The 23,506-nt window shown below is 71.0% G+C and carries 20 protein-coding genes and 1 pseudogene; 11 read left to right on the plus strand and 10 right to left on the minus strand.

Annotated elements, in window-relative coordinates:
• Nucleotides 1–23: 23 nt before the first annotated feature.
• Nucleotides 24–818, plus strand: a complete 795-nt coding sequence (locus tag ABD999_RS08045; protein ID WP_261808810.1) for a universal stress protein — start codon at nucleotides 24–26, stop codon at nucleotides 816–818.
• Here the strand turns inward: ABD999_RS08045 and ABD999_RS08050 are convergent.
• Together ABD999_RS08050 and ABD999_RS08055 are read right to left on the minus strand one after the other, a co-directional pair.
• Nucleotides 790–1,923 (minus strand): glycosyltransferase, encoded by a 1,134-nt coding sequence (locus ABD999_RS08050; RefSeq protein ID WP_148033957.1) that lies wholly within the window; start codon nucleotides 1,921–1,923, stop codon nucleotides 790–792. The two genes, ABD999_RS08045 and ABD999_RS08050, sit on opposite strands and share 29 nt — an antisense overlap.
• The gene (locus ABD999_RS08055; RefSeq protein WP_271275463.1) at nucleotides 1,920–2,894 is read right to left on the minus strand and encodes a glucosyl-3-phosphoglycerate synthase; all 975 of its coding nucleotides are present in this window, start codon (nucleotides 2,892–2,894) and stop codon (nucleotides 1,920–1,922) included. The genes ABD999_RS08050 and ABD999_RS08055 overlap by 4 nt, the downstream gene beginning before the upstream one ends.
• Before the next feature lie 105 nt (nucleotides 2,895–2,999).
• On the opposite strand from ABD999_RS08055, the gene ABD999_RS08060 reads away from it, so the two are divergent.
• Together ABD999_RS08060 and ABD999_RS08065 are read left to right on the plus strand one after the other, a co-directional pair.
• Nucleotides 3,000–3,950, plus strand: coding sequence for a Gfo/Idh/MocA family protein (locus ABD999_RS08060; RefSeq protein ID WP_271275464.1), 951 nt, complete (start codon nucleotides 3,000–3,002; stop codon nucleotides 3,948–3,950).
• Nucleotides 3,943–5,055, plus strand: a complete 1,113-nt coding sequence (locus ABD999_RS08065) for a zinc-binding dehydrogenase (protein ID WP_271275465.1) — start codon at nucleotides 3,943–3,945, stop codon at nucleotides 5,053–5,055. Before ABD999_RS08060 ends, ABD999_RS08065 begins: the two co-directional genes overlap by 8 nt.
• 9 nt (nucleotides 5,056–5,064) lie before the next feature.
• Here ABD999_RS08065 and ABD999_RS43870 read toward each other — a convergent pair.
• The 3 genes and pseudogenes from ABD999_RS43870 to ABD999_RS08075 form a co-directional block, all read right to left on the minus strand.
• A pseudogene (locus ABD999_RS43870) lies at nucleotides 5,065–6,309 on the minus strand (MGH1-like glycoside hydrolase domain-containing protein); the annotation flags it as partial.
• On the minus strand, nucleotides 6,240–7,025 hold the full coding sequence (locus ABD999_RS08070; RefSeq protein ID WP_148033961.1) for a sugar phosphate isomerase/epimerase family protein: 786 nt from the start codon (nucleotides 7,023–7,025) through the stop codon (nucleotides 6,240–6,242). The gene ABD999_RS08070 and the pseudogene ABD999_RS43870, both read right to left, overlap by 70 nt.
• On the minus strand, nucleotides 7,022–8,056 hold the full coding sequence (locus ABD999_RS08075) for a zinc-binding dehydrogenase (RefSeq protein WP_148033962.1): 1,035 nt from the start codon (nucleotides 8,054–8,056) through the stop codon (nucleotides 7,022–7,024). The genes ABD999_RS08070 and ABD999_RS08075 overlap by 4 nt, the downstream gene beginning before the upstream one ends.
• A 476-nt stretch (nucleotides 8,057–8,532) precedes the next feature.
• Between ABD999_RS08075 and ABD999_RS08080 the strand changes: the two genes are divergently transcribed.
• Genes ABD999_RS08080 through ABD999_RS08095 form a run of 4 tightly spaced genes read left to right on the plus strand, consistent with a single transcriptional unit; the run spans nucleotide 8,533 to nucleotide 12,808 of the window.
• A complete protein-coding gene (locus ABD999_RS08080; protein WP_271275466.1) occupies nucleotides 8,533–9,900 on the plus strand; it encodes an ABC transporter substrate-binding protein in 1,368 nt (455 codons plus the stop codon).
• Nucleotides 9,897–10,814: a carbohydrate ABC transporter permease gene (locus ABD999_RS08085; protein ID WP_219545671.1), complete on the plus strand. Its 918-nt coding sequence runs from the start codon at nucleotides 9,897–9,899 to the stop codon at nucleotides 10,812–10,814. Before ABD999_RS08080 ends, ABD999_RS08085 begins: the two co-directional genes overlap by 4 nt.
• Entirely contained in the window at nucleotides 10,801–11,646 is an 846-nt protein-coding gene (locus tag ABD999_RS08090) for a carbohydrate ABC transporter permease (RefSeq protein WP_271275467.1), read from the plus strand. Before ABD999_RS08085 ends, ABD999_RS08090 begins: the two co-directional genes overlap by 14 nt.
• 4 nt (nucleotides 11,647–11,650) lie before the next feature.
• Complete coding sequence (locus ABD999_RS08095) at nucleotides 11,651–12,808, plus strand: ROK family transcriptional regulator (protein ID WP_271275468.1); 1,158 nt, start codon at nucleotides 11,651–11,653, stop codon at nucleotides 12,806–12,808.
• Here ABD999_RS08095 and ABD999_RS08100 read toward each other — a convergent pair.
• Nucleotides 12,801–13,571, minus strand: coding sequence for a helical backbone metal receptor (locus ABD999_RS08100; RefSeq protein ID WP_378525229.1), 771 nt, complete (start codon nucleotides 13,569–13,571; stop codon nucleotides 12,801–12,803). The two genes, ABD999_RS08095 and ABD999_RS08100, sit on opposite strands and share 8 nt — an antisense overlap.
• Before the next feature lie 100 nt (nucleotides 13,572–13,671).
• Between ABD999_RS08100 and ABD999_RS08105 the strand changes: the two genes are divergently transcribed.
• Nucleotides 13,672–14,445, plus strand: coding sequence for an SAM-dependent methyltransferase (locus ABD999_RS08105; RefSeq protein WP_271275469.1), 774 nt, complete (start codon nucleotides 13,672–13,674; stop codon nucleotides 14,443–14,445).
• Here ABD999_RS08105 and icmF read toward each other — a convergent pair.
• Nucleotides 14,442–17,639, minus strand: coding sequence for a fused isobutyryl-CoA mutase/GTPase IcmF (icmF, locus tag ABD999_RS08110; protein WP_271275470.1), 3,198 nt, complete (start codon nucleotides 17,637–17,639; stop codon nucleotides 14,442–14,444). The two genes, ABD999_RS08105 and icmF, sit on opposite strands and share 4 nt — an antisense overlap.
• 87 nt (nucleotides 17,640–17,726) lie before the next feature.
• Between icmF and ABD999_RS08115 the strand changes: the two genes are divergently transcribed.
• The gene (locus ABD999_RS08115) at nucleotides 17,727–18,770 is read left to right on the plus strand and encodes a glucose 1-dehydrogenase (RefSeq protein WP_271275471.1); all 1,044 of its coding nucleotides are present in this window, start codon (nucleotides 17,727–17,729) and stop codon (nucleotides 18,768–18,770) included.
• Nucleotides 18,771–18,772: 2 nt separating this feature from the next.
• Here ABD999_RS08115 and ABD999_RS08120 read toward each other — a convergent pair whose 3' ends face one another.
• Together ABD999_RS08120 and ABD999_RS08125 are read right to left on the minus strand one after the other, a co-directional pair.
• Nucleotides 18,773–19,591, minus strand: a complete 819-nt coding sequence (locus ABD999_RS08120; protein ID WP_333485690.1) for a CHAP domain-containing protein — start codon at nucleotides 19,589–19,591, stop codon at nucleotides 18,773–18,775.
• Between the two features lie 135 nt (nucleotides 19,592–19,726).
• Nucleotides 19,727–20,497, minus strand: a complete 771-nt coding sequence (locus ABD999_RS08125; RefSeq protein ID WP_148033970.1) for a PP2C family protein-serine/threonine phosphatase — start codon at nucleotides 20,495–20,497, stop codon at nucleotides 19,727–19,729.
• Nucleotides 20,498–20,572: 75 nt separating this feature from the next.
• On the opposite strand from ABD999_RS08125, the gene ABD999_RS08130 reads away from it, so the two are divergent.
• Nucleotides 20,573–22,336: an HsdM family class I SAM-dependent methyltransferase gene (locus tag ABD999_RS08130; protein WP_271275472.1), complete on the plus strand. Its 1,764-nt coding sequence runs from the start codon at nucleotides 20,573–20,575 to the stop codon at nucleotides 22,334–22,336.
• A 40-nt stretch (nucleotides 22,337–22,376) separates the two neighbouring features.
• Nucleotides 22,377–23,264 (plus strand): serine/threonine-protein kinase, encoded by an 888-nt coding sequence (locus ABD999_RS08135; RefSeq protein WP_148033972.1) that lies wholly within the window; start codon nucleotides 22,377–22,379, stop codon nucleotides 23,262–23,264.
• Here the strand turns inward: ABD999_RS08135 and ABD999_RS08140 are convergent.
• Entirely contained in the window at nucleotides 23,257–23,403 is a 147-nt protein-coding gene (locus ABD999_RS08140) for a hypothetical protein (RefSeq protein WP_271275473.1), read from the minus strand. The two genes, ABD999_RS08135 and ABD999_RS08140, sit on opposite strands and share 8 nt — an antisense overlap.
• Nucleotides 23,404–23,506 lie beyond the last annotated feature (103 nt).

Here is a 23,506-nt window from a genome sequence, read left to right on the forward strand (position 1 = left end):
TCGAAGCGGGTAAAGACGCTTTCGTGATCGGAGAGCACGTGATCGTCGGCTACACCCACGACGCGGGCGGGCGGGAGGCGCTGGCCCTCGGCGCGGCCATCACGCGGGTCACCGGCGGCGAGCTCACGGTGGCCTCGATCTACCCGCCCGGCAGCCCGGGGCGGGCGGTGGAGGCCCAGGCCAACCTGGCGGAGGCGGGCGTGGCGCTGGAGGACGTCCCGTCGGAGTACATGGCGTTCGAGAGCCGGGGCGCCGGCCGCGGGCTGGGGGTGCTGGCCAGCCGGATCAAGGCCGACCTGATCGTGGTCGGGTCGGCGGCCGGCGGGCAGCACGGCCGCATCGCCCTCGGCAGCACCGGCGACCACCTGCTCCACCTGTCGCCGGAGGCGGTGATGGTGGCGCCGTCCGGCTTCGCGCCGACCGGCGAGCTGTCCAGGCTCACGCTCGCGTACGTGCACCGGCCGCAGTGTGACGAGGCGGTGGCGCGGATGTCGCAGGCGGCGCTGCGGCTGGGCGTGCCGCTGCGGCTGATCACCTTCGACCTGCGCACCGACGATCCCGAGCGCATCCGCGACGACCTGGCGCTGGCCGTGCGCCTGGCCTGGGAGACCGCGGGGATCGAGGCGGAGGCCGACGTCGCCGAGGGCCACGACGTGGCGGCCGCGATGGAGACCGCCACGTGGCTCCCGGGCGAGCTGCTGATCTGCGCGGCGAGCGAGGACGCCCAGCCGCACCGGGTGTTCCTGGGCGAGCTGGCGATGAAGATGCTGCGCGCCGCCCCGGTCCCGGTCACCGTGCTGCCACGGGGCTTCTCCTGATCGCCCGCTCGTACAGCTCCAGGTAGCGCTCCGCCATGACGGCCGGTGAGAAGCGGCGGGCGGCCTCGCGGCGGCACTCCTCCGGGTCGATCTCGTCCACCCGGAGTATCCACTCCGCCAGCTCCTCCTCGGTGTCGGCGAGGAAGCCGGTGCGGCCGTGGTCGATGATCTCCGGCAGGCAGCCGCGGCGCAGGCCGACCGGCGGCACGCCCAGGGCCAGCGCCTCGACGACGGCGGTGCCGCCCGGCTCGTCCCACTGGATGGGGAACAACGAGGCGCGGGCGGAGGCGTAGAGCCGGTCGCGGTCCTCGCCGCCGACCGAGCCGATCCAGGTGGCGCGGTCGCCGTCGAGGTAGGTGGAGACGTGGTCGACGAGGTAGCGCACGTCGGGGTGGCCGTAGAGCGGGTGGGACGGGTCCTGGGCGACGGCCTCCAGCTCGGCGGGCGTGTCGAGGCCGCTCACCGGGCCGGCCAGCGTCAGCGGCAGGTCGAGCTTCTGGCAGATGCGGGCGGCCACGTGCTGGCCCTTGAGCCCGCACACGCGGCCCATGACCACCAGGTGCTCGCCCCGCTCGACCCGCAGGCCGGTGCCCGCGAGCGGGGTGGCCAGGTGCACGGCCCCCAGCGCGGCCCGGCGCAGCGCCTCGGGGGCGCGGGCGAGCTGGGAGTGGGAGACGCCGTTGACGGCGATCTTGTGAGGGAAGGAGTCGTAGAAGGCGGCGTGCTTGTGCAGGTCCCAGTGCAGGGTGTGCAGGACGGGCGGGCCGTCCAGCGCCGCCAGCACGCCGGGGCCGACCACTTCGAGGTGGTCGTGGACGAGGTCGATGTCGTCGCGGCGGCGCAGTTCCTCGGCCACGCGCGCCTGGTGGGCGTGGGCGATGCCCATGACCTGGTTGTACGGCTTCTGCAGGTGGGGGAACTGGCCGTCGGCGTAGACGCTGATCAGCTCGTCCACCTCGATGGCGCTCGTCCCCACCGAGGCCAGCACCACCCGCACCCCCCGAGCGCGCAGTTCGGGGATCAGGGTGGCGACGACGTTCTCGATGCCGCCGTATCCAGGAGGCGGTACGGGGAGCCAGGGCCCGGCGTTCAGCAGGATGTTCAAGCCACGTCCTCCTCTAAGACGAGAGTGGCCAGGGGCGGCCGCTCGGCCACGCCCACGTCCACCAGGTCCGCCTGCCCATCCAGGCCGAACTGCAACAGCGTGTGGGCGGGCGACTCCGGGGAGACGAGGCGGCCCTGGCGTTCCAGACGGGACCAGGCGGTCAGCATGATCTGCCCGGCCATCCGGCCGAGCGCGGCCACCGACTGGTGGGTGTGGACCCGTACGCCCAGGTCCACCTGGGCCATCGCGTCCAGGCCGACGAGCTGCAGGAGGTCCACCAGCAGCCCGAACTCGACGCCGTACTCGGTGACGAAGGGGACCTGCTCCAGCACCTCGCGGCGGGCCGCGTACTCGCCGCCGAGCGGCTGGGCGAAGCCGGACAGCTCCGGCCAGAACATGTTGAGCAGCGGGCGGGCCACGAGTTCGGTCACGCGCCCGCCGCCGCCGCGGTGGGCCACCCCGTCCGCGCCCGTGTACGGGCGTTCGTACGAGCCCTTGACGAACTGGATGTCACGGTCCAGCAGCAGCGGCCCGAGCAGGCCGGAGACGAAGTGCGAGCCGAAGTCGCGCAGATCCGCGTCCACGAACACGACGATGTCCCCGGTCGTGGCGGCCAGCCCCTTCCACAGCGCCTCGCCCTTCCCGGTCAGCGGCGGAAGGTGGGAGAGCACCGCTTCCTGGGCGACGACCCGGGCGCCCGCCGCGGCCGCCCTGGAGGCGGTCGCGTCGGTGGACAGGGAGTCGACCACGACGATCTCGTCCACGAGCGGAGCCCGTTCCACCAGGTCGCGGCGGATCGCGGTGACGATGTCGCCCACCGTCGACTCCTCGTTGTGGGCCGGCAGCACCACGCTCACCGTGGTGGCTCCCTTGGCCAGCAGGAGAGAGTCGACCGGCCATTCGGCGGCCGTGCTGGAGTGGAGTCCGTACCATTCCCGGACCCTCGTCAAGGCCTCCAGATCTGATTTCATGCAGTCAACCCCGATCTTTGGAGGTCAGGTCGGCGACAACTGCCCCCTTGATGACTCTTCGAACGTATTTGTTTGTTTTCTGGAGGGCGTGGGATATGCCGGGTTATGTCTCCCGCCATCCGTGTGGGCATCGTAGGGGCCGGCAATGTCGCCGCCCGTCATGCCGACGTCCTATCAGGTTTCCCCGACGTGACGATCGCCGGGATCGCCGATACAGATCCTCGCAGAGCCGAGGCGCTGGCCTCCAAGCACGGCTCCCCCGCCTATGGCGACCATGCGGACCTGCTGAGCGCGGGCGGGCTGGATGCCGTGTACGTGTGCGTGCCTCCCTTCGCGCACGGTGACCCCGAGCGTGACATCCTGGCCTGCGATCTCCCGATCTTCGTGGAGAAGCCGCTCTCGCTCGACCTGGCCACCGCGGAGTCGATCGCGGACGAGATCGACCGGCGCGGGCTGCCCTCCGCCGTCGGCCACCACTGGCGCTACCTGGACATCCTCGACCGCGCCCGGGACCTGCTGGCCGACCGGCCGGTGCGGCTCGCGCTGGGCCACTGGCTGGACAAGGTGCCGCCGGTCGCCTGGTGGCTCGATCCGGGCAGGTCCGGCGGTCAGACCGTCGAGCAGGCCGTCCACGTGCTGGACCTGGCGCGGCTGCTCGTGGGCGAGGTGACGATGGTGCACGCGGTGCCCGCCGGGAACGCCGTGGACGGCGAGGTGGACCGGGCCACCGCCGCCGTCATGAGCTTCGCGGCCGGCGCCACGGGGCTGCTGGCCACCTGCTGCCTGCTGGACCGCAAGCACCGGGCGGGCCTGGAGGTGCACGCCGAGGGCATCGCGCTGGAGCTGAGCGAGACCGAGCTGGTCGTCGACGGCGAGCAGCGGCTGCGGGACGGCGGCGAGGCCAAAGTGGCGGTGGATCGCGCGTTCGTCGACGCCGTCCAGGGTAAGGAGGCCGACGTGCGCGTCCCGTACCGGGAGGCGCTCAAGACCCACCGGCTGGCTCTGGCGCTGGCGCGGTCCGCACGCGAACGGAAGCCGGTGATGCTCGATGCATGACGTCGCGACCGTCCTCAGCATCGAGGCGCCCGGCGAAGTGACGCTGGTCGAGGAGAAGCTCGGCGACGTGCCCGACGGCGGGTTCCTGGTGGAGACCGTCCACAGCGGCGTGTCGGCCGGCACCGAGCTCACCTACGTCAAGGGCGACAACCCCTACCTGACCTCGACCTGGGACCGCGGCCTCGGCCTGTTCCTGGACGGCACGCCGTCGATCGCCTACCCGGTGCGCGGCATCGGCTACATGCAGGTCGGCCGGGTGGTCGAGACCCGCACCCGGGCGGTGGCCGAGGGCGCGCTGGTGGCCATGGCGTACGGGCACCGCAGCGCTTACGTCGCCGACCCGATGCGCGACCGGTTCGTGCCGCTGCCCGGCGAGCTCGACCCGATGCTCGGCATCTACGTCGCCCACATGGGCCCCATCTGCGCCAACGGGCTGCTGCACGCCGCCGCCGACCTGTACGGCCAGGACGTCCACCATCTCGGCGACGGGGTGCGCGGGCGGCGGGTCGCGGTGGTGGGCGCGGGCGTGGTCGGGCTGCTGACCGCGTCGTTCGCGATCTCGTACGGGGCCGCGGAAGTGGTGGTCGTGGACGAGACGCCTGACCGGCTGGCGGTCGCCGCCGCGCTGGGCGCCGACACGCTGGCCGCCGACGCCGATCCGGCGGTCGAGCTGAAGCGGCGCTGGCGCCACGGTCCCGACGACCGGGGCGCCGACGTGGTCTTCCAGTGCCGCGGCCGGGCCAGGGCGCTGGCCCTGGCGCTGAAGCTGCTGCGGCCCCAGGGGGTGGCCGTCGACCTGGCCTTCTACACCGACGGCGCCCAGGAGGTGCGGCTCGGCGAGGAGTTCCACCACAACGGGTTGTCGCTGCGCTGCGCGCAGATCGGGCGGGTGCCGCGCGGCCTGGCGCACGCCTGGGACCGGGAGCGGCTCTCGTACGAGAGCGTCGTCCTGCTCGCGGGCCGCGGCGAGCTGCTACGCCGGCACCTGATCACCGACGTGGTCGGCTTCGACGAAGGCCCCCGCCTGATGGCCCAGCTCGCGAGCCGTGAGCGGCACGCCCTCCAGGCCGTGCTCAGCGATCACGTCGACGATCAGAGCGGCTGACCAGCTGAAGTCGCCGGACCCGTGCCCCTCCAGCGTGAAGGGGTGGAAGTACTCGCGGAAGCCGGACCGGCCCACCGCGCCGATCATGCCGTCGGCCAGCGCGCCGGCCAGGTCGGGGCGGCGGGCCTTGAGCCCTTGCCAGACCAGCCACGACACGTTGATCCAGCTCGGGCCGCGCCAGTAGCGCACCGGGTCGAACCCGGGGGCGGCCGGGGAGTAGCTCGGCAGCACGCCGTCCTTGAGACCGAACAGGTCCAGCCCGGTGCCGATCAGCGCGTTCGCGACGTCGCGGGGCAGGCCCGGCAGGATGAGCGGCACCAGACCGGCGGCGCTGCCGGAGCGGATCAGGCAGCCGGTGATGGCGTCACGGGAGTGGAACAGGCCGTCCTGGTAGAGGTGCTCGACCATGGCGGCGGTGACCGTCTCGGCCTCGGCGTGGTGCGGCGCGGGATCACGGCCGATCACCCGCGCGATCTCGGCCAGGGTCGACTCGGCGATCCCGTACGCGGCGTTGAACAGCGGGTCCTCGACCTGGAAGGCGCACGCGCGGCTGTAGCCGGTGTCGCGGTAGGCGCGGGCGAGCGCGATGTAGCGCTCGTAGTCGCGGTCCGTGGGCCGCTCGGCCGGGTCGATGTGGCACAGGTCGCGGCGCTCCACCCCGTTGGGCACCGGCTCCACCGCGGTCAGCGGCAGGTCCCAGGACGGGCTGTTGTCCATGCCCGACTCCCAGGGGTGCACGATCGAGACGAGCCCGTCGGGCCCGCGCCGCTGCGCGCGCAGGAACTCCTGCTGCGCCACCAGCCTGGGGTAGATCCTGGCGAGGAAGGCGGGGTCGGGCTCGGCCAGGTGGACCCGCCAGGCGGCCAGCGCGTGCACGGGCGGCTGCACGATGCCGGAGGTGGTCCAGCCGGACGGGGAGCGCGCCTCCCAGAACCCGGGACCGGGGAAGTAGGCGCCTTCGGGCACCGCCGGGTTGAACACGATGTGCGGCACCCTGCCGTCGTGCCACTGGGCGCCGAACAGGCTGAGCAGCTCGGTCCTGGCCCGCCGGGGCGACCAGCGGGCGTGGCCGATGGCGATGAAGGCGGAGTCCCAGCTCCACTGGTGGGGGTAGAGCGTGCGGGAGGGGACGGTGTGGCTGCCGTCCCAGTTGTCGATCAGGACGCGCAGCGCGTCGCGGAGGATCATAGGAACTTCCTGATGAAGGCCGCTGTCTGGGGGAGGACGATCTCGGGCTCGCCGCGCAGGCGGCATTCGAGCGCGAGGTAGCCGTCGTAGCCGACAGCGTCGAGGGCGGCCAGCTGGGCGCCCCAGTCGAGGTGACCGGTGCCCGGCTGGTTGCGGTTGGACTCGCTGATCTGCATGTGCGCGAGGTAGGGGGCGGCCTCCACCAGGGAGCGGCAGGGGTCGTCCTCCTCGATGTTCATGTGGTACGTGTCGCCGACGACCCTGATCGAGTCCATGGCGCAGTACGAGACGGCCTCGGCCAGGGTGTTGACCATGTGGTTCTCGTACCGGTTGAGGGGCTCCAGCATGATCAGCACGCCGTTGCGCTGGGCGTGCTCGCCCAGGATGCCCAGCGCCTCGGCGAGCACCTCGCGGTCGTCGGCCGCGCTGCGCGGGGGCGTGAACGGGGGCAGCCGGAGCGAGAACTGGCCCCAGGAGGCGGGGGTCATGACGCCGACGCCGCCCAGCTCGCCGATGACCGTCAGCTGGGAGCGCAGCTGCTGGATGGCGTCCTTGCGCTTGGCCGGGTCGAAGTCGCCGATGAAGTGCGGCATGTCGACGCACACGGTCGGCATGACCACGCCGTCGGCGAGCGCGCGCTTCAGCTCGGTGAGCCGGCCCGCGAAGTGGAAGTCGCCCTTGCCCCGGAGCTCGATGGCGTCGAACCCGGATTCGACGGCGAACGCGAACTTCTCCTGCAGGGACCGGCCCGGCAGGAGCTGCTCCTGGGCGGCGAGCTTCACTGTGACTCCTCGAAGGTGAAGACGAGCTGGAGCACCTCGGACTGGTGCTTGTCGATCAGGTCGAAGGCCGCGGGCGCCTCGTCCACGGGCACCAGATGGGTGACCAGGCCGCTGACGTCGAGCTCGCCCCGGTGCACGACCTCCATGAACGTCCGCTGGAGCCTTTCGACGTCCCAGCGGTGGGACAGCCAGGAGGCGACGCCGCCGATCTGGGAGGAGATCAGCTGCACCTGGTTGTGGTGGAACTCCTCGCCCAGCCGGAGCCCGAGCCCGTCGCCCTGGTAGAAGCCGGCGGCGACGACCCGGCCGCCCCGGCGCACGGTGCGGATGGCCTCCTGGAGGCCGAGGTGGCTGCCGCTGAGCTCGATCGCGGTGTCGGCGCCCTCGATCCGCTTGCGGATGAACTCGGCGACCGAGCCGGCGTTCACGTCGAAGGTCTCGGCCGCGCCGAACTGCCTGGCCAGCTCCAGGCGGGCCGGGATGGCGTCGGCCGCCACCACGCGGGCGCCGCTGAGCACGGCCAGCCGGGTGGCGAGCAGGCCGATGACGCCCTGTCCGAAGACGGCGACCTGGTCGCCGAGGTGGATGTCGGCGGCGTGCACGGCGTTGAGCGCGATCGCGCCCACCCGGGCGAAGACCGCGTGCAGCGGGGTCGCGCCGGGCGGCAGGACGTGGCCGGCCAGCCGGGCGGCCGGCACGACGGCCTCGGCGCGGTGGCCCCAGATGCCCCAGACGACGCTGCCGACGGCGGGCTCCGCGACGTCGGGCGCCGCCTCCACCACCTCGCCGACCTCCTGGTAGCCCCAGCCGGTCAGCGGGTAGGCGTGCGTCCGCCCATCGAGGAAGAGGCGTCGCTCGACATCCCACCTGCGGTTCAGATAGGGGTTGGTGCCGCGGTAGGCGGTGAGCTCGGTGCCCGCGGAGACACCTGAGTACATCGTACGGACGCGCACGCTGCCCGGGACGAGCTCGGCGGGCGGTTCCAGGCTGACGGAGACCTGGCCCGGTTCTTCGAAGGTGATGACGCGCATTCCCCAACAACTTACGCTTATTGATCAATCAAAAGTCACGGGATTAGTACTGCTCCGCACACCGTAGTCGGGGGCGGATCACTCTAAAGTCTACGACTTCCGTACGAGAAACTTCAGCAAAAAGGGGTTTCAGACATCGAGTTCTGGAAAGCGACCTTACCCGCTATTTGCGGCAGAGCAGCTCCAGAGAGGGTCCCGGCCGCTGGTACCAGCCGGAACCACTTCGCCTCGATGACCGAAATCCGATCAGATTGATCCTTTCGGAGTCGTCTGCCGCGTCTGACGGATACGAGAATTTCGCCCTGCGCAGACCCTCCCTTTACGGTTCGCCGGGCCGTGAGTACCAACCGCGGGCGGCGGAAGGGACGGTCGTGGTCAGCGCCCGGTGCGGAGGGAGGTGCGGAAACGCCTCCGCTGCGTTGCGCGACCTGATCAGAGGGTAAGTGGCCGCATATCCCCATCCGGAGGAGCGCGTCATGCCGAAGAAGGTAACCGCCGTCCTCTCCGTCGCGTTGCTGTCGGCGACCTGCCTGGCGGCCTGCGGCGGCGGCAACGAACAGGAAGCCGGCAACCGGATCACGGTCTGGACCGAGGAGAACCTCGAGGACCGGATGGCCGTGCAACAGCAGATCGTCAAGGAGTTCACCCAGCGGACCGGCATCCAGGTCGAGCTCGTGGGCATCGCCGAGGACCAGTTCAGCCAGGTCGTCACCTCGGCCGCGGCGGCGGGCGACCTGCCCGACGTGATCGGGGCGCTGCCCCTGGCGTCCGTCCGCGAGCTGGAGGCCAACGACCTCCTGGACACCGAGACCCCTGGCAAGATCGTCGACCAGCTCGGCCGCGACACGTTCTCGGCCCGGGCGCTGGAGCTCGACACCGGCGACGGCAAGCTGCTCGCGGTGCCCAGCGACGGCTGGGCCCAGCTCATCCTCTACCGCAAGGACCTGTTCGAGAAGGCCGGCCTGCGACCGCCCGACACCTACGAGGCGCTGGAGGCGGCCGCGGCCAAGCTGAACACCGGCGGCGTCGCGGGCATCACGCTCGCCGTGGCGCCGAAGGACTCCTTCACCGCGCAGAGCTTCGAGCACGTGGCGCTGGCCAACGGCTGCGAGCTGGTGGACGACGCGGGGAAGGTCACGCTCGGCTCGCCGCAGTGCGTGAAGGCCTTCGAGTTCTACACGAACCTGGCGAAGAACTACTCGGTCAAGGGCAATCAGGACGTCGACTCCACCAGGGCCACCTACTTCTCCGGCAAGGCGGCCATGACCATCTGGTCGTCGTTCATCCTCGACGAGCTGGCGGGGCTGCGCAAGGACGCGCTGCCGAGCTGCGAGCAGTGCCGGGAGAACCCCGAGTGGCTGGCCGAGAACACCGGCGTCGTGACCGCGCTGAAGGGGCCCGACGGGAGCGCGCCCGCGCAGTACGGCGAGATCGTATCGTGGGCGATCATGCGGGACGCCAAGACGGACCCGTCGAGCAGGTTCGTCTCGTACATGATGAACGAGGGCTACGAGCGGTGGCTCGGGATGGCGCCGGAGGGCAAGTTCCCCACCCGTCAGGGCTACGCGGAGAAGTGGGAGGCGCTGGAGGCCGGCGTCGACACCAAGAAGCCGCTGGGCGACATCTACCCGCCCGAGGTGCTCGAAGCGCTGCGCACCAGCCCCGAGACGTTCGACCGGTGGGGCATCCCGCAGGGCCAGGGCAAGCTGGTCGGCGCCGTGATGGGCGAGCTGCCCGTGCCCACCGCGCTGAGCGCGGTCGTGGCCGGATCGATCACTCCTCAGCAGGCCGCCGCCCAGGCCGCACGGGAGGTCGAGACCATCAAGCGCGGGATCCGCGAGTGAGGCGCGGGCGGACCCTGCCGGAGCAGGAGGGCAGGGCCGGGCTGGCGCTCATCTCGCCCACCCTGGTCATCACGCTGGTCGTGGTGGTCGTGCCGCTGCTGTGGGCGATCATGCTGGCGTTCCAGGACGTCCGGCTGATCAACATCCGCCAGTCCGGGCTCTTCGGCGACTACACGCTGGACAACTTCGCGTACGTGCTCGCCGAGCCGGGGTTCTGGTCGGCCCTGGTCAACACGCTCGTCTACACGGTGGCGGGCACGGCGCTGTCGATCGTGATCGGGCTGGTCGCGGCGCTGGCGCTGCGCGGCCGGTTCAGGGGCCGCACGGTGGTGCGGGCCTCGATCCTGATCCCGTACGTGGCGCCGGTCGTGGCGGTGGCGTTCCTGTGGGAGACGATGCTCAACCCGCAGTACGGGATCGTCAACACCTGGCTGGAGGAGCCGATCGCCTTCCTCACCCAGGCCCGGGGCACCTTCCTGGGCGTCGAGGTGCCGGTGGCGCTGCTCACGGTGATCGCCTTCGAGGCGTGGCGCTACTTCCCGTTCGCCTTCCTGTTCATCCTGGCGAGGATCCAGGCGCTGCCGTCGGAGCTGGAGGAGGCGGCGGTGGTCGACGGGGCCACGCCGACCCAGCGCTTCCGCTACGTGATCCTGCCGCAGCTGTGGCGGATCATCGCGCTGCTGTCGGTGCTGCGGTTCGTGTTCACGTTCACCAAGTTCGACGACGTCTACCTGCTGACCGGGGGCGGCGCCGGCACCGAGGTGGTCAGCGTGCGGGTCTACAACTTCCTGACCGCCCGCGACGACATCGGCGCCTCGGCCGCCCAGGCGATCGTGCTCGCGGTCGTGCTGGTCGTGTTCCTCGTCGTCTATCTCAGGTTCTTCGGCGGAGGTGAACGCGGTGAGCAGGGATAGGTTCGAGCGGGCGCTGTTCAGGGTGCTGCGGCCCGTGGTCATCGCGGTGCTCTTCCTGGCCACCGCGTTCCCCTTCTACTACATGGTCATGCTGTCGTTCCGGGACATCCAGGAGCTGATCCTGGAGCCCGGCTCGCTCTGGCCGCGGAGCTTCACCTTCGACACGTACGCGGACGTCCTGGACCGGCAGGGGTTCCTGACCTTCATACGCAACAGCGCGATCGTCGCCGTCGCGTCGGTGGCGGTGACCCTGCTGATCTCGATCCCCGGCGCGTACGCGGTGGCCCGGCTGGAGTTCTTCGGGCGCCGCCAGGTGCATTTCCTGTTTCTGGCGGTCTATCTTTTCCCGGCGATCGTGCTGGCCATTCCGCTGTTCGTGCTGTTCACCATGCTCGGGCTGCGGGGGTCGCTCGTCGGCCTGATCCTGGTTTATATCGCACAGACCGTGCCCGTCACGGTATACATGCTGCGCAACTACTTCGAGACCGTGCCGCAGAGCGTGGAGGAGGCGGCCGCGATCGACGGCTGCGGCCGCCTGTCGACCATCTGGCGGGTGGTGCTGCCGCTGTCCAAGCCCGCGCTCATGGCGACCGGCCTCTACGTGTTCATGATCGCCTGGAACGAGTTCCTGTTCGCCCTGCTCTTCCTGGTGGAGAAGCGGGACAGCTGGACCGTCTCGCTCGGGCTCTCACAGCTTGCGGGCAGTATCGAGATCCCGACGACGGTGCTCATGGCAGGATCGGTGGTTCTGACACTGCCCATCGTGATCATTTTCTTCGCCAGTGAGAGGCTCCTCACGGAAGGGCTCACGGCGGGAGCGGAGAAAGGATAGACCCATGCTGACGGCGGGGCAGGTCCTCCAGCTCATCCGCGACCGCACCTGCCGCACCCGCAAGGAACTGATCGAGGTCACCGGCCTGTCCCGGTCGACCGTCACCGACCGGGTCGACCGGCTGATCGAGGCCGGATACATCCACGAGTCCGGCGTCGCGACCTCCAGGGGCGGGCGGCCGCCCTCGGTGCTCGACATCGACGCCACCAGCCGGCTGGCGCTGGTGGCCGACCTCGGCGCCAGTCACGCCCGGGTCGCGCTGACCGACCTCGCGGCCCGGCCGATGGCCGAGGAGCACATCGAGATGCGCATCGCGCGGGGTCCGGAGGCGGTGCTCACGTGGGTGCGGCAGGCGTTCCGGCGGCTGCTCGACCGCACCGGCCGCCCCGCCGGCCAGGTCTGCGGCATCGGGCTCAACCTGCCCGGCTCGGTCGACCACGCCTCGGGGCGGATGATCAGGTCGTTCCTGATGCCCGGCTGGGACGACCATCCGATCAGCGAGGCGCTGCGGGCGGAGTTCGAGGTGCCTGTCCTGGTGGAGAACGACGCCAACGCGATGGCGCTGGGCGAGTGGTGGTCGTCCTGGCGCGGCTGCGCGTCGCTCGTCCTGGTCAAGGTGTCCACCGGGATCGGCACCGGCATCGTGCTGGACGGCCGGGTCTACCGGGGCGTCGAGGAGGCGGCCGGCAACCTGGGCCACGTCCGGCTGTCGGAGTCCGACGACCGGGTGTGCACGTGCGGCTCGCGCGGCTGCGTGGCCTCGCTGGCCAGCGGCCACGCCATCGCCACCGACCTGGGCCGCGACACCAGCCGTGACGTGGTGCGGCTGGTCCACAGCGGTGACCCTGCGGCCATCGCGCGCGTCCAGGAGGGCGGGCGGACGCTGGGCGTCGTGCTGGCCACCGCGGTCAGCCTGCTGAACCCCGGCGTGCTGGTGCTGGCCGGCGACATGGCCGAGACCGGCGAACACTACCTGACGGGCATCAGGGAGAGCGTCTACCGCAGGAGCCTGCCGTACACGACCCGCAACCTGGACATCGTCACCAGCTCGCTGGGCGACCGGGCGGGCATCGTGGGCACCGCGGTGATCGTCATGGAGCACGTGCTGTCGCCGCGGGCCGTGGACGCCGCGCTGGCCGCGCGGTCCGGCGCCGTCACCTGAGCGCCCGCTCCAGCTCCGCCCTGGCCTCCGTGAGGGAGGGCCCGTACCAGGTGAGCAGCCGGCCGCTGACCGGCACGCAGCGCAGGCCGGGGAACGACTCGGGGCCGTCGGTGTCGCTGAAGGCGTACGGCTCGTCCGGCAGCACCACCAGGTCGGGGCCGGCCCCGGCGAGCTCGGGGAGCGGGATCCTGGGATAGCGCTCGGGGTGGTCCGCGTACAGGTTGCGCACCCCGAGCCTGGCCAGCACGTCGCCGGTGAAGGTGTCACGGCCGACGACCATCCAGGGGCGGCGCCAGATCGGGATGACCGCCGTGCGCCGCGGGCCGCGGTACGGCTCGCGCCAGACCTCCCCGGCCTCGGCCAGCCAGGCGGGGACGGTCGTCCGGCAGGCGCCGGTGAACATGCGGGCCAGCGAGGTGAAGGCCTGGTCGAGGGTCTCGATCCTGGTCACCCAGACGGGCACGCCGGCCGCGCGGAGCGCCTCGATGTCGGGGGCGCGGTTCTCCTCGGCGTTGGCCAGCACGACGTCGGGGCGCAGCCGCCGGATGGCCTCCAGGTCCGGGTTCTTGGTGCCCCCGACCCTGGTCACGTCCAGGTCCGCCGGGTGCGTGCACCAGTCGGTCGCGCCGGTCAGGGCGCCGGGCAGGGTGGCGGCGACCGACTCGGTCAGCGACGGCACGAGGGAGACGATGCCGGAAACCGTCTCCGGTATCTGGACGGGAACTCCGGTGTCGTCTCGCAGGGCGGAATTCTCGCTTTTCAAACCAGACATCTTCCCCACAAATCACATTACTGGCGCATAGAATCTTGGAAAGATATTCTCATCTCCGGACCTGGGGGGCAGCCGGTTGGAGTCAGCTTCCATGGAGTTCGATCCGAACACGCCCAACGTCGCCCGGATGTACGACTACTACCTGGGCGGAAAAGACCATTTCCCGGCTGACCGGGAGGCGGCCGAGCAGATCCTCCGCATCGTGCCCGAAGCGAAGCTGGCCGCACGGGCCAACCGGGCGTTCCTCGGCAGGGCCGTACGCCACCTGACCGGTCTGGGCATCCGCCAGTTCCTCGACATCGGCACCGGCCTGCCCAGCCAGGGCGCCGTGCACGAGGTGGCCGACGGCTCCAGGGTGGTCTACGTCGATCTGGACCCGGTGGTCCTGGTGCACGCCAGGATGATGCTCGACGGCCAGGACAACGCCGCCGTCCAGGGCGACGTGCGCAATCCCAAGGAGATCCTCGACCACCCGGAGGTACGGAGGATCATCGACTTCCGGGAGCCCGTCGCCGTCCTGCTGGTCGCGATCATGCACTTCGTCCAGGAGTCCGAGAACCCGCGCGAAATCATCCGGACGCTGCGCGACGCGATGGCCCCGGGCAGCTACCTGGTCCTGAGCCACGGCGCCAGCGACTCCCGGCCGGACGCCGTCGAGGAGGGCACCGAGGTCTACAGCAGGGCCACCTCGCCGCTCGTCCTGCGCGACCGCGCCGGCATCGCGGCCCTGTTCGAGGGTTTCGAGCTGCTGGAACCCGGGCTGGTGTGGCTGCCGGAGTGGCGGCCCACCGAGGAGGACACCATCGACTTCGTCGACGACCCCTCCTCCTCGCTGGGCCTGTGCGGCGTCGCCCGCAGGAACTAGACGTTGCGGCGGTACTGCCCGCCCGCCTCGAAGAGCGCCTCGGTGATCTGGCCCAGCGTGCACACGCGGGCCGCGTCCATGAGCACCTCGAAGGCGTTGCCGTCGGACATCGCCACCTCGCGCAGCCGGGCCAGCGCCGCCGGGGCCTCGTCGCGGTGCCGCTCCTGGAAGGCGGTCAGCCGATCCAGCTGCGAGCGCTTCTCCTCCTCGGTCCCCCGGGCCAGCTCCAGCTTGTGCGGGACGTGGTCGTCGCCGTTGCGGAACGTGTTGACCCCGATGATCGGCAGTGACCCGTCGTGCTTACGCGTCTCGTACAGCATCGACTCGTCCTGGATCTTGCCGCGCTGGTAGCCGGTCTCCATCGCGCCGAGCACGCCGCCCCGGTCGGACAGCCGCTCGAACTCGCTCAGCACCGCCTCCTCCACCAGGTCGGTCAGCTCGTCGATGACGAACGAGCCCTGCAGCGGGTTCTCGTTGCGCGCCAGGCCCCACTCGCGGTTGATGATGAGCTGGATCGCCATCGCCCGGCGCACCGAGTCGGCCGACGGGGTGGTGACGGCCTCGTCGAAGGCGTTGGTGTGCAGGCTGTTGCAGTGGTCGTAGACGGCGATCAGGGCCTGCAGGGTGGTGCGGATGTCGTTGAAGTTCATCTCCTGCGCGTGCAGCGACCGGCCGGAGGTCTGGATGTGGTACTTGAGCTTCTGCGACCGCTCCCCCGCGCCGTACCTCTCCCGCATGGCGACCGCCCAGATGCGCCGGGCCACCCGGCCGAGCACACTGTACTCGGGGTCCATGCCGTTGGAGAAGAAGAACGACAGGTTGGGCGCGAAGTCGTCCACGTCCATGCCCCGCGCCAGGTACGCCTCCACGTAGGTGAAGCCGTTGGCCAGGGTGAAGGCGAGCTGGCTGATCGGGTTGGCGCCGGCCTCGGCGATGTGGTAGCCGGAGATCGACACCGAGTAGAAGTTGCGGACCCGGTTGCGGATGAACCATTCCTGGATGTCGGCCATCATCCGCAGGCTGAACTCGGTGGAGAAGATGCAGGTGTTCTGGCCCTGGTCCTCCTTGAGGATGTCGGCCTGCACGGTGCCGCGCACGGTGGCCAGCGTGCGGGCGCGGAGCTCGCCCGCCTCCTCCGCCGACGGCTCGCGGCCGTGCTCCTCGCGGAAGCGGTCGAGCGCCTGGTCGACGGCGGTGTTGAGGTAGAAGGCCAGGATCGTCGGCGCGGGGCCGTTGATGGTCATCGACACGGACGTGCTGGGTGACGACAGGTCGAAGCCGTCGTACAGGACCTTCATGTCGTCGAGCGTCGCGATCGACACCCCCGACGTCCCGACTTTTCCGTAAATGTCGGGCCGGAGGTCCGGGTCGTTCCCGTACAGCGTCACCGAGTCGAACGCGGTCGACAGCCGGGTCGCCGGCTGGCCCTCCGACAGCAGCTTGAAGCGCCGGTTGGTGCGGAACGGGTCGCCCTCGCCGGCGAACATCCGCGTCGGGTCCTCGTCGTCCCGCTTGAACGGGAACACGCCCGCGGTGAACGGGAACCGGCCCGGCAGGTTCTCGGCGCGCAGCCAGCGCAGCAGCTCGCCGTGGTCCTCGAAGCGGGGCAGCGCGACCCGGGGGACGCGGTTGCCGGACAGGGTCTCGCGCCAGAGCGGGGTGTGGATCTCCCGGTCGCGCACCCGTACCACCAGCTCGTCCGCGCTGTAGCGGGCTCTGGTGCCGGGCCAGTCGGCCAGCAGCGCCCGGCTCTCCTCGGTCAGCTCGCGCTCAGCCTGCTCGCTCAGCCTCGCCAGCCGCTCGTCCTCCTCGCCGAGCAGCGCCCGCACCGCCTCCAGCTGCTGGCGGCGGCGCGCCACCTCGGCCTGCGCGCGGGTCTCCTCGTGGTACGCGCGCACGCTCTCGGCGATCTCGGCCAGGTAGCGCACCCGCGACGGCGGCACGATGGCCGCGGACGCTTGCGAGGTACGGCCCTGGACGGGCGCCAGCAGGCCGGGGCCCGCCTGCAGGCCCTTCTCCGCCAGCAGGTCCTTGAGGTGGTGGTAGAGGGCGGTGACGCCGGCGTCGTTGTAGCGGGCCGCGATCGTGCCGAACACCGGCATGTCCTCGGGCCTGACGCCGAACGCCTCCCGGTTGCGCACCATCTGGCGGCGCACGTCGCGCAGCGCGTCCTCGGCCCCGCGCCGCTCGAACTTGTTGATCACCACGGCCTCGGCGAAGTCGAGCATGTCGATCTTCTCCAGCTGGGAGGCGGCGCCGAACTCCGGCGTCATCACGTAGATCGGCACGTCCACGTGCGGCACGATGCCGGCGTCGCCCTGCCCGATGCCGGGCGTCTCGACCACGACCAGGTCGTGCCCGGCGGCCCGGCAGGCGATGATCACGTCGTCCAGGCAGGCCGGCACCTCGCTGGGCGCGCCCCTGGTGGCGAGCGAGCGGAAGTAGGTCTGCGGGCTCAGGCTGTTCATCCTGATCCGGTCGCCGAGCAGCGCGCCGCCGCCCCGCCTGCGCGTCGGGTCGATGGCGATGACCGCGATGCGCAGCTTGTCGTCGTTGTCCACCCGGAACCGGCGGACCAGCTCGTCGGTGAGCGAGGACTTGCCCGACCCGCCGGTGCCCGTGATGCCCAGCACCGGGGCGTTCCTGCGGGCCGCGCGCAGTCCTTCGACCAGCTCCGCCGGGGCCCGTCCCGACTCGATGAGGGTGATCGCGCGGGCCAGCGCCGCCTGGTCGCCGGAGACCACGGCCTCCACCGAGGGCGCGCCCTCCAGCTCGACGTCGCACTCCTCGACCAACTTGTTGATCATCCCGGGCAGGCCCAGCCGCTGGCCGTCCTCGGGCGAGAAGACCCGCGCGACGCCCCGGGAGTGGAGCAGCTCGATCTCCTCGGGCACGATCACCCCGCCGCCGCCCCCGTACACCCTGATGTGGCCCGCGCCGCGCTCGCGCAGCAGGTCCACCAGGTAGGTGAAGAACTCCACGTGGCCGCCCTGGTAGGAGCTGATCGCCACGCCCTGGACGTCCTCCTGGATCGCGGCGTCGACGATCTCCTCCACCGAGCGGTTGTGCCCGAGATGGATGACCTCGGCCCCCTGGGTCTGGAGGATGCGCCGCATGATGTTGATCGCCGCGTCGTGACCGTCGAACAACGCCGCCGCCGTCACGAAACGTACGGGATGCACGGGTACATGCACGCCTGCTCACTCCTTCGTCAGTGGCCCTGTCATGAAGATACTAGGACGTCCTACTATTTCCCAGGCTTCCCTGGGTAGGGGTGCCTCATGCGTGCGATGACTTTGGTGCCGGGCAAGCAGGGCACGCTCGGCGTCACGGAGGTTCCCGATCCCCGGCCGAAGCCGGGCGAGCTGCTTGTCCAGGGCCTGGCGCTGGGCATCTGCGGGACCGACAGGGAGCTCGTCTCGGGCGAGTACGGCTTCCCGGGAGACGAGCCGATGATCCTCGGGCACGAGTCGCTGGGGCGGGTGCTGGAGGCGCCGGAGGGGTCCGCGTTCTCCCCCGGCGACCTGGTGGTGGGGGTGGTGCGCCGGCCCGACCCGGTGCCCTGCGGAGCCTGCGCCAGGGGCGAGTTCGACATGTGCCGCAACGGCGAGTACACCGAGCGCGGCATCAAGGAACGCGACGGCTACGGCAGCGAGCAGTGGACGGTCGAGGCCGGTTACGCGGTCAAGGTGGACCCGGCGCTGGGAGTGCTCGGCGTGCTGGTCGAGCCCACGTCCGTGCTGGCCAAGGCGTGGGAGCACATCGAGCGGATCGGCTCGCGGGCCTGGTTCCAGCCGGAGAGGGTGCTCGTCACCGGGGCCGGGCCCATCGGGCTGCTGGCGGCGCTGCTCAGCAAACAGCGCGGCCTGGAGGTGCACGTCCTGGACCGGGCGGAGAGCGGGCTCAAGCCCGAGCTGGTCACCGGCCTGGGCGCCACCTACCACTCGGGCAGCAGCCTGGACGCGGTCGGCGGCTACCGGCCCGACATCATCATCGAGGCGACCGGTTCCGGGTCACTCGTCTTCGAGTCCATGCTCAACACGGCGGCGGCCGGCATCGTCTGCTTGACCGGCGTCTCCAGCGGCGGACGGCACCTGCGGGCGGACGCGGGACAGATCAACCGCGACATCGTGCTGGAGAACGACGTCGTCTTCGGCACCGTCAACGCCAACCTGCGCCACTACCGGGACGCCGCGAAGGCCCTTCAGGAAGCGGACCGTTCCTGGCTGGACGCCCTCATCACCCGCCGCCTCCCGCTGAAGGAGTACGAGGCGGCCTTCGAGAAGGGCGACCACGTCAAGGTCGTCATCTCCCTGGAGTCCTGAGGTCAGGGCTGGGGGTCGTAGGGACGACGGCGACGGGGCGCGCCCGCGCCCACCGACTCCCGCGGCGGCGGCCCGGGCTGGGTGGGCACCGGGCTCCGCATGACGTACTGGGGTCCGATCCGCTCGATCTCCGGCTGGGCCGATGGCTCGTTCCACGGACCGTGACGATGATGGCCGCGGCGACGGCCCGCGAGGCGGAAGGCGATCACCACGGTGGTGACCACGATGAGGAGCAGCAGGGCCACCGGCGTGCCGATCAGGTCGAGCGGGTTGCTCCCGGGCTTGTCGGCCCGCTCGCGTAACGGGAACGGGTGCTCGGTCTCCCGGATCTCCGTCCGCTCGGCGTTGGCCTGGACGACCCGCGGCAGGCCGTAGCCCACGACCTTGTCGGTGTCGCGGACCTTGCGCTTGAGCCACACGCGGTCGACGTTCGCCTCGATGGTGTGGATCTTGCCGCCTTCGACCCGTTCGACGATGCCGACGTGGTCGACGCCCTTGTAGCTCTTGCCGCCCCGCCAGTCGAAGAAGACCAGCGCCCCGGGTTCGGGCTTCTTCGTCCAGGCGCCCTGCTCGATGAACCAGACGGCATGGGACGGTGTCCAGGCGAACTGGCCGACGTACTCACCGATGCCGGCCTTGTCGGCGGCCCAGGCGATGAACATGTCACACCACGGCGCGTCCTTGTACTGGGGGTCCTGGACGCGCTCGGCGTACCAGTGGCCGAACTTGGTGTGCTGGCCGTCCTTCTCCCGGTACCCGAGTTCCTTTCGGACCGTTTTGAGTAACTTATCCGCGATCGGGTCCAGCTCGACTCCCCCCAGAGGCGTGGCAGATCACGATGGACTGTAATCGCGGCATCTCGGATGTGCGCGTGACACCCGGAAAGTGTCAAGCTATGAGCCGATATTTCGGTTGTGGTGCGCAAGTGAGACCAGAGGCAGGTGGGACCGGTGGTGTTACGCGCCCGCGCCCACGCGGTAGATCTGGTCGTCTCCCGCGCCGGGGGCGACCACGTCGGCCACGATGACGGTCACGTTGTCGGGCGAGCCCCCCTCGTTGGCCAGATCGATCAACCGCTGGACGGCCGCCGCCGGGTCTGCCACCGTGGTCAGCACCTCGTGCAGGACCTCGGGCCCGAGCACCGTCGTGAGCCCGTCGGAGCAGAGGAGGTAGCGATCGTCGGGGTCGGCCTCACGCAGCGCCAGGTCGGCGTCAGCCCTGCCCTCGCTGCCCAGCACGCGCAGCACCATCGAGCGGCGCGGGTGGACCGCGGCCTGGTCCTCGGTGATACGCCCCTCGTCGACCATCGACTGGACGAGCGTGTGGTCCTTGGTCATCTGGTAAAGAGCGCCGTCGCGAAGCAGGTATCCGCGAGAATCACCCAAGTGGGCCAGCGAGAACCGGAAGCCGTCGAACAACATCGCGGTCACCGTCGTGCCCATGCCCCTGCGCGCGGGGTCGATCTCGGCCAGCTCGACAAGCCTGCGCCCGGCCTCGCGGACCGCGCCGTCGAGCGCCGACTCCAGGTCGCACCCCGTCTCGGGAAGCGTGGCGTCGAGCTCGCGCATGACGGCGATCGCCGCCGCGCTCGCCAGCTCGCCGGCCGCGTGTCCGCCCATCCCGTCAGCCACCACGAGCAACCGGCCACTCGCGTATCCGGAATCCTCATTCTGCTCCCGGCGGCGGCCCACATCTGATCCGGCGGCATAGCGGATGTTGTGCTTCATACCCCGCAGTAAATCACTGGTTGAAAGACTTCACAAGCAGATGCGCTGAAGACTCCATTGAACTATGGTGGCCCCATGAGCCACGACCCGACCCTGAACGCCGGGGACATCGCCCGGCTCGCCGGTGTCGGGCGTGCCGCCGTCAGCAACTGGCGCCGCCGCCACGACGACTTCCCCTTGCCCATAGGCGGCACGGCCAGTCAACCCCTCTTCTCGCTGCCGCAAGTGGAGGCGTGGCTGCGCCGCTACGGGAAGTCCTACCAGTTGTCGGTGGCGGACCGTGCGTGGCAACGCCTGAAAACCGCGGGAGATTTGCGACTCGGCGAGGTGGTGGCCCAGGCCGGCGCCCTGCTGACCTCGGGCGACAGCGAACTCGAGCCCGAGCAGGAGGAGCCGGTGTCGGAGCTGGCCGAGCGCCACGGGGCGCTGACGGCCTACGAGTTCCTCGTCGAGCGCTATCTGGAGGCCCACTCCCGGCAGCTCTCCGTCACCCGCGACGACATCGCCGGCCTGATGGTCGCCCTCGTCGGCGATGCCCCCACCGTCCTCGACCCCGCCTGCGGCGTCGGCACCCTCCTGCTCCACGCCGCCGGCGGGGGCGGGGCGGTGACGCGGCGGCTGCTCGGGCAGGAGCTGAGCGAGAGCTCCGCCGCGATCGCGGCCTCGCGGCTGCGCCTGCGCGACGCCGACGCCACGATCACGTCCGGCGACGCCATGCGGCACGACGCGTTCGCCGGCGAGAAGGCCGACGCGGTCGTCTGCGACCCGCCGTTCAACGAGCGCGCCTGGGGTTACGAGGATCTGGTCGGCGACCCCCGGTGGGAGTACGGCCTGCCGCCGCGCGGCGAGCCCGAGCTGGCCTGGGTGCAACACTGCCTGACCCACGTCAAGCCGGGCGGCCTGGTCGCGATCCTCATGCCGCCCGCCGCCGCGAGCCGCAAAGCAGGCCGGCGCATCCGCGCCAACCTGCTGCGCGCCGGTGCGCTGCGTGCCGTGGTGGCCCTGCCCGGCTGCGACCTGTGGCTGCTGCGCCGCCCGGCCGCGGGCGAGCGGCCGCCGTCCGACGTGCTGATCCTCGACGCCGCCGCCGACCCGTCCGTCGTGGAGCCGGCCTGGCGCGCCTACCTGCGCGACGGCTCCGGCCAGACCGTACGCATCATCGACCTGCTGGCCGACGAGGTCGACATGACCCCGGCCCGCCACCAGCGGCGGGAGAACGTGGGCCGGGCGTTCGCCGAGACCCGCGACCGGTTCCTGGCGGCCGCGACCACGCCGCCCGACCTCAAGGTGCTGGAGCAGCCGCTCGACCAGCCCGCCACCACGGTCGGCGACCTGATCAAGGAGGGCCTGGTGGCGGTCTCGCAGGCCCCGCCCAGGATGGCCGTCGGCGACGGCGACCTCCCGGTGCTGACCGCCGACGACCTGTCCGCCGGGGCTCCCCCGTCCGGCCGCACCATCAGCCAGCGGGGCCTGGTCCCGATCCAGCCGGGTGACGTGGTCGCCTCCTACTCCTCCGTACGGGTGATCTCCGACGGCGGCGGCGTGCTCGGCCCGCAGCTGACGCTCTACCGCGTCGACGCCCGCAGGCTCGACCCCGACTTCCTGGCGGGCTTCCTGCGCGCGGCCGGGAGCCGCGCGTCCACCGGCTCCAGCAGGTTCGACGTGCGGCGCACCCGCCTGCCGCGGCTCTCGCTCAAGGAGCAGCGCCCGTACGGGGAGGCGTTCCGGCAGCTCGCGGTGCTCGAAGACGCGCTGCGGGAGACGTCGGAGCTGGGCCAGACGCTGATCCGGCTGGGTCTCGACGGGCTCACCGACGGCCACCTGCACCCACAGTCCTGACGGTGTAGTTTTTCCCCGGAAGGGCGCGGGAGGGGGGCATATGGTCATCGGCGACCGCTATGTGCTCGACGATCTTCCTCTCGGCCAGGGCGGCATGGGCGCCGTCTACGCGGGCCACGACCGCCACCTCGATCGCAAGGTCGCGGTCAAGCTGCTGCGCCTGCCCAGCGGCCCCGATCAGGAGCTGGAGCTCCGCTTCACCCGCGAGGCGCGCATCCTGGCCCGGCTCGAACACCCGGGCGCTCCCGTCCTCTATGACTTCGGCACCCACGAGCAGCGGCTCTACCAGGTGATGCAGTTCATCGAGGGCGTCACGGTGGCCGACGTGGTGAGCGAGCACGGGCCGCTGCCGGTGCCGTGGGCCGCCGCCATCGCCGCGCAGGCCTGCGCCGTCCTGACGGCCGCGCACGCGCTGTCGATCTGTCACCGCGACCTCAAGCCGACCAACCTCATGCTCTGCCCCGACGGCAGCGTCAAGGTGCTCGACTTCGGCCTGGCGATGCTCCGGGACGCCGACGTGACGACCTTCACCCGGATCGGGCAGATCCTGGGCACGCCCGCCTACATGGCCCCGGAGCAGATCCAGCACGGCGTCGCCGAGCCCCGCAGCGACCTCTACTCCCTGGGCTGCGTCCTGCACGAGATGCTGACGGGCAGGCAGCTGTTCACCGGGCCGACCGACTACGTGGTGTTCGAGAAGCAGGTGAAGGAGCGGCCACCGGCCATCCCCGGGCTTCCCGCCGGGCTGGGCGCCCTCCTGGCCCGGCTGCTGGAGAAGCAGCCGGGCGACCGGCCCGCCGACGCCGACGAGCTCTACCGGTTGCTGGAACCGTTCGCGGTGGCGCTGCCGATGCTGCCGGGCTTCCTCACGTCCTCTCCCAGCCCGGGGCGGATGTACGCGCGGATGGTCGGCCGGGTGCTCAGCTGACGACCGCGGCCGCGCCGAGTCGGTGCGCCTGCGCGCCCTCGACCTGCTGAGAGAGCGCTCCCTGGGCGAGTACGGGCTGCGGCTCCGGCGCGCGCCGGGCATCGCGGTGTTCGAGGAGGTCCGGCCTCAGCCTGGTCACCGAGCAGGGCTGGAAGGACCCGCCACCACCCGCACGGCAAGGCTTTCCCCGTCCTGAGATCGCTCTCTTCATAACAGGGATCGTTACCCAACAGCCGTTGACA

This window comes from Nonomuraea ferruginea (assembly GCF_039540635.1).
Taxonomy (GTDB): domain Bacteria; phylum Actinomycetota; class Actinomycetes; order Streptosporangiales; family Streptosporangiaceae; genus Nonomuraea; species Nonomuraea ferruginea.

Coding starts and splice junctions, on each gene's coding strand:
- ABD999_RS08055 (WP_271275463.1), bottom strand. CDS start 2,894: ATGAAATCAGATCTGGAGGCCTTGACGAGGGTCCGGGAATGGTACGGA.
- ABD999_RS08060 (WP_271275464.1), top strand. CDS start 3,000: ATGTCTCCCGCCATCCGTGTGGGCATCGTAGGGGCCGGCAATGTCGCC.
- ABD999_RS08065 (WP_271275465.1), top strand. CDS start 3,943: ATGCATGACGTCGCGACCGTCCTCAGCATCGAGGCGCCCGGCGAAGTG.
- ABD999_RS08075 (WP_148033962.1), bottom strand. CDS start 8,056: ATGCGCGTCATCACCTTCGAAGAACCGGGCCAGGTCTCCGTCAGCCTG.
- ABD999_RS08080 (WP_271275466.1), top strand. CDS start 8,533: ATGCCGAAGAAGGTAACCGCCGTCCTCTCCGTCGCGTTGCTGTCGGCG.
- ABD999_RS08095 (WP_271275468.1), top strand. CDS start 11,651: ATGCTGACGGCGGGGCAGGTCCTCCAGCTCATCCGCGACCGCACCTGC.
- ABD999_RS08105 (WP_271275469.1), top strand. CDS start 13,672: ATGGAGTTCGATCCGAACACGCCCAACGTCGCCCGGATGTACGACTAC.
- ABD999_RS08115 (WP_271275471.1), top strand. CDS start 17,727: ATGCGTGCGATGACTTTGGTGCCGGGCAAGCAGGGCACGCTCGGCGTC.
- ABD999_RS08125 (WP_148033970.1), bottom strand. CDS start 20,497: ATGAAGCACAACATCCGCTATGCCGCCGGATCAGATGTGGGCCGCCGC.
- ABD999_RS08130 (WP_271275472.1), top strand. CDS start 20,573: ATGAGCCACGACCCGACCCTGAACGCCGGGGACATCGCCCGGCTCGCC.
- ABD999_RS08135 (WP_148033972.1), top strand. CDS start 22,377: ATGGTCATCGGCGACCGCTATGTGCTCGACGATCTTCCTCTCGGCCAG.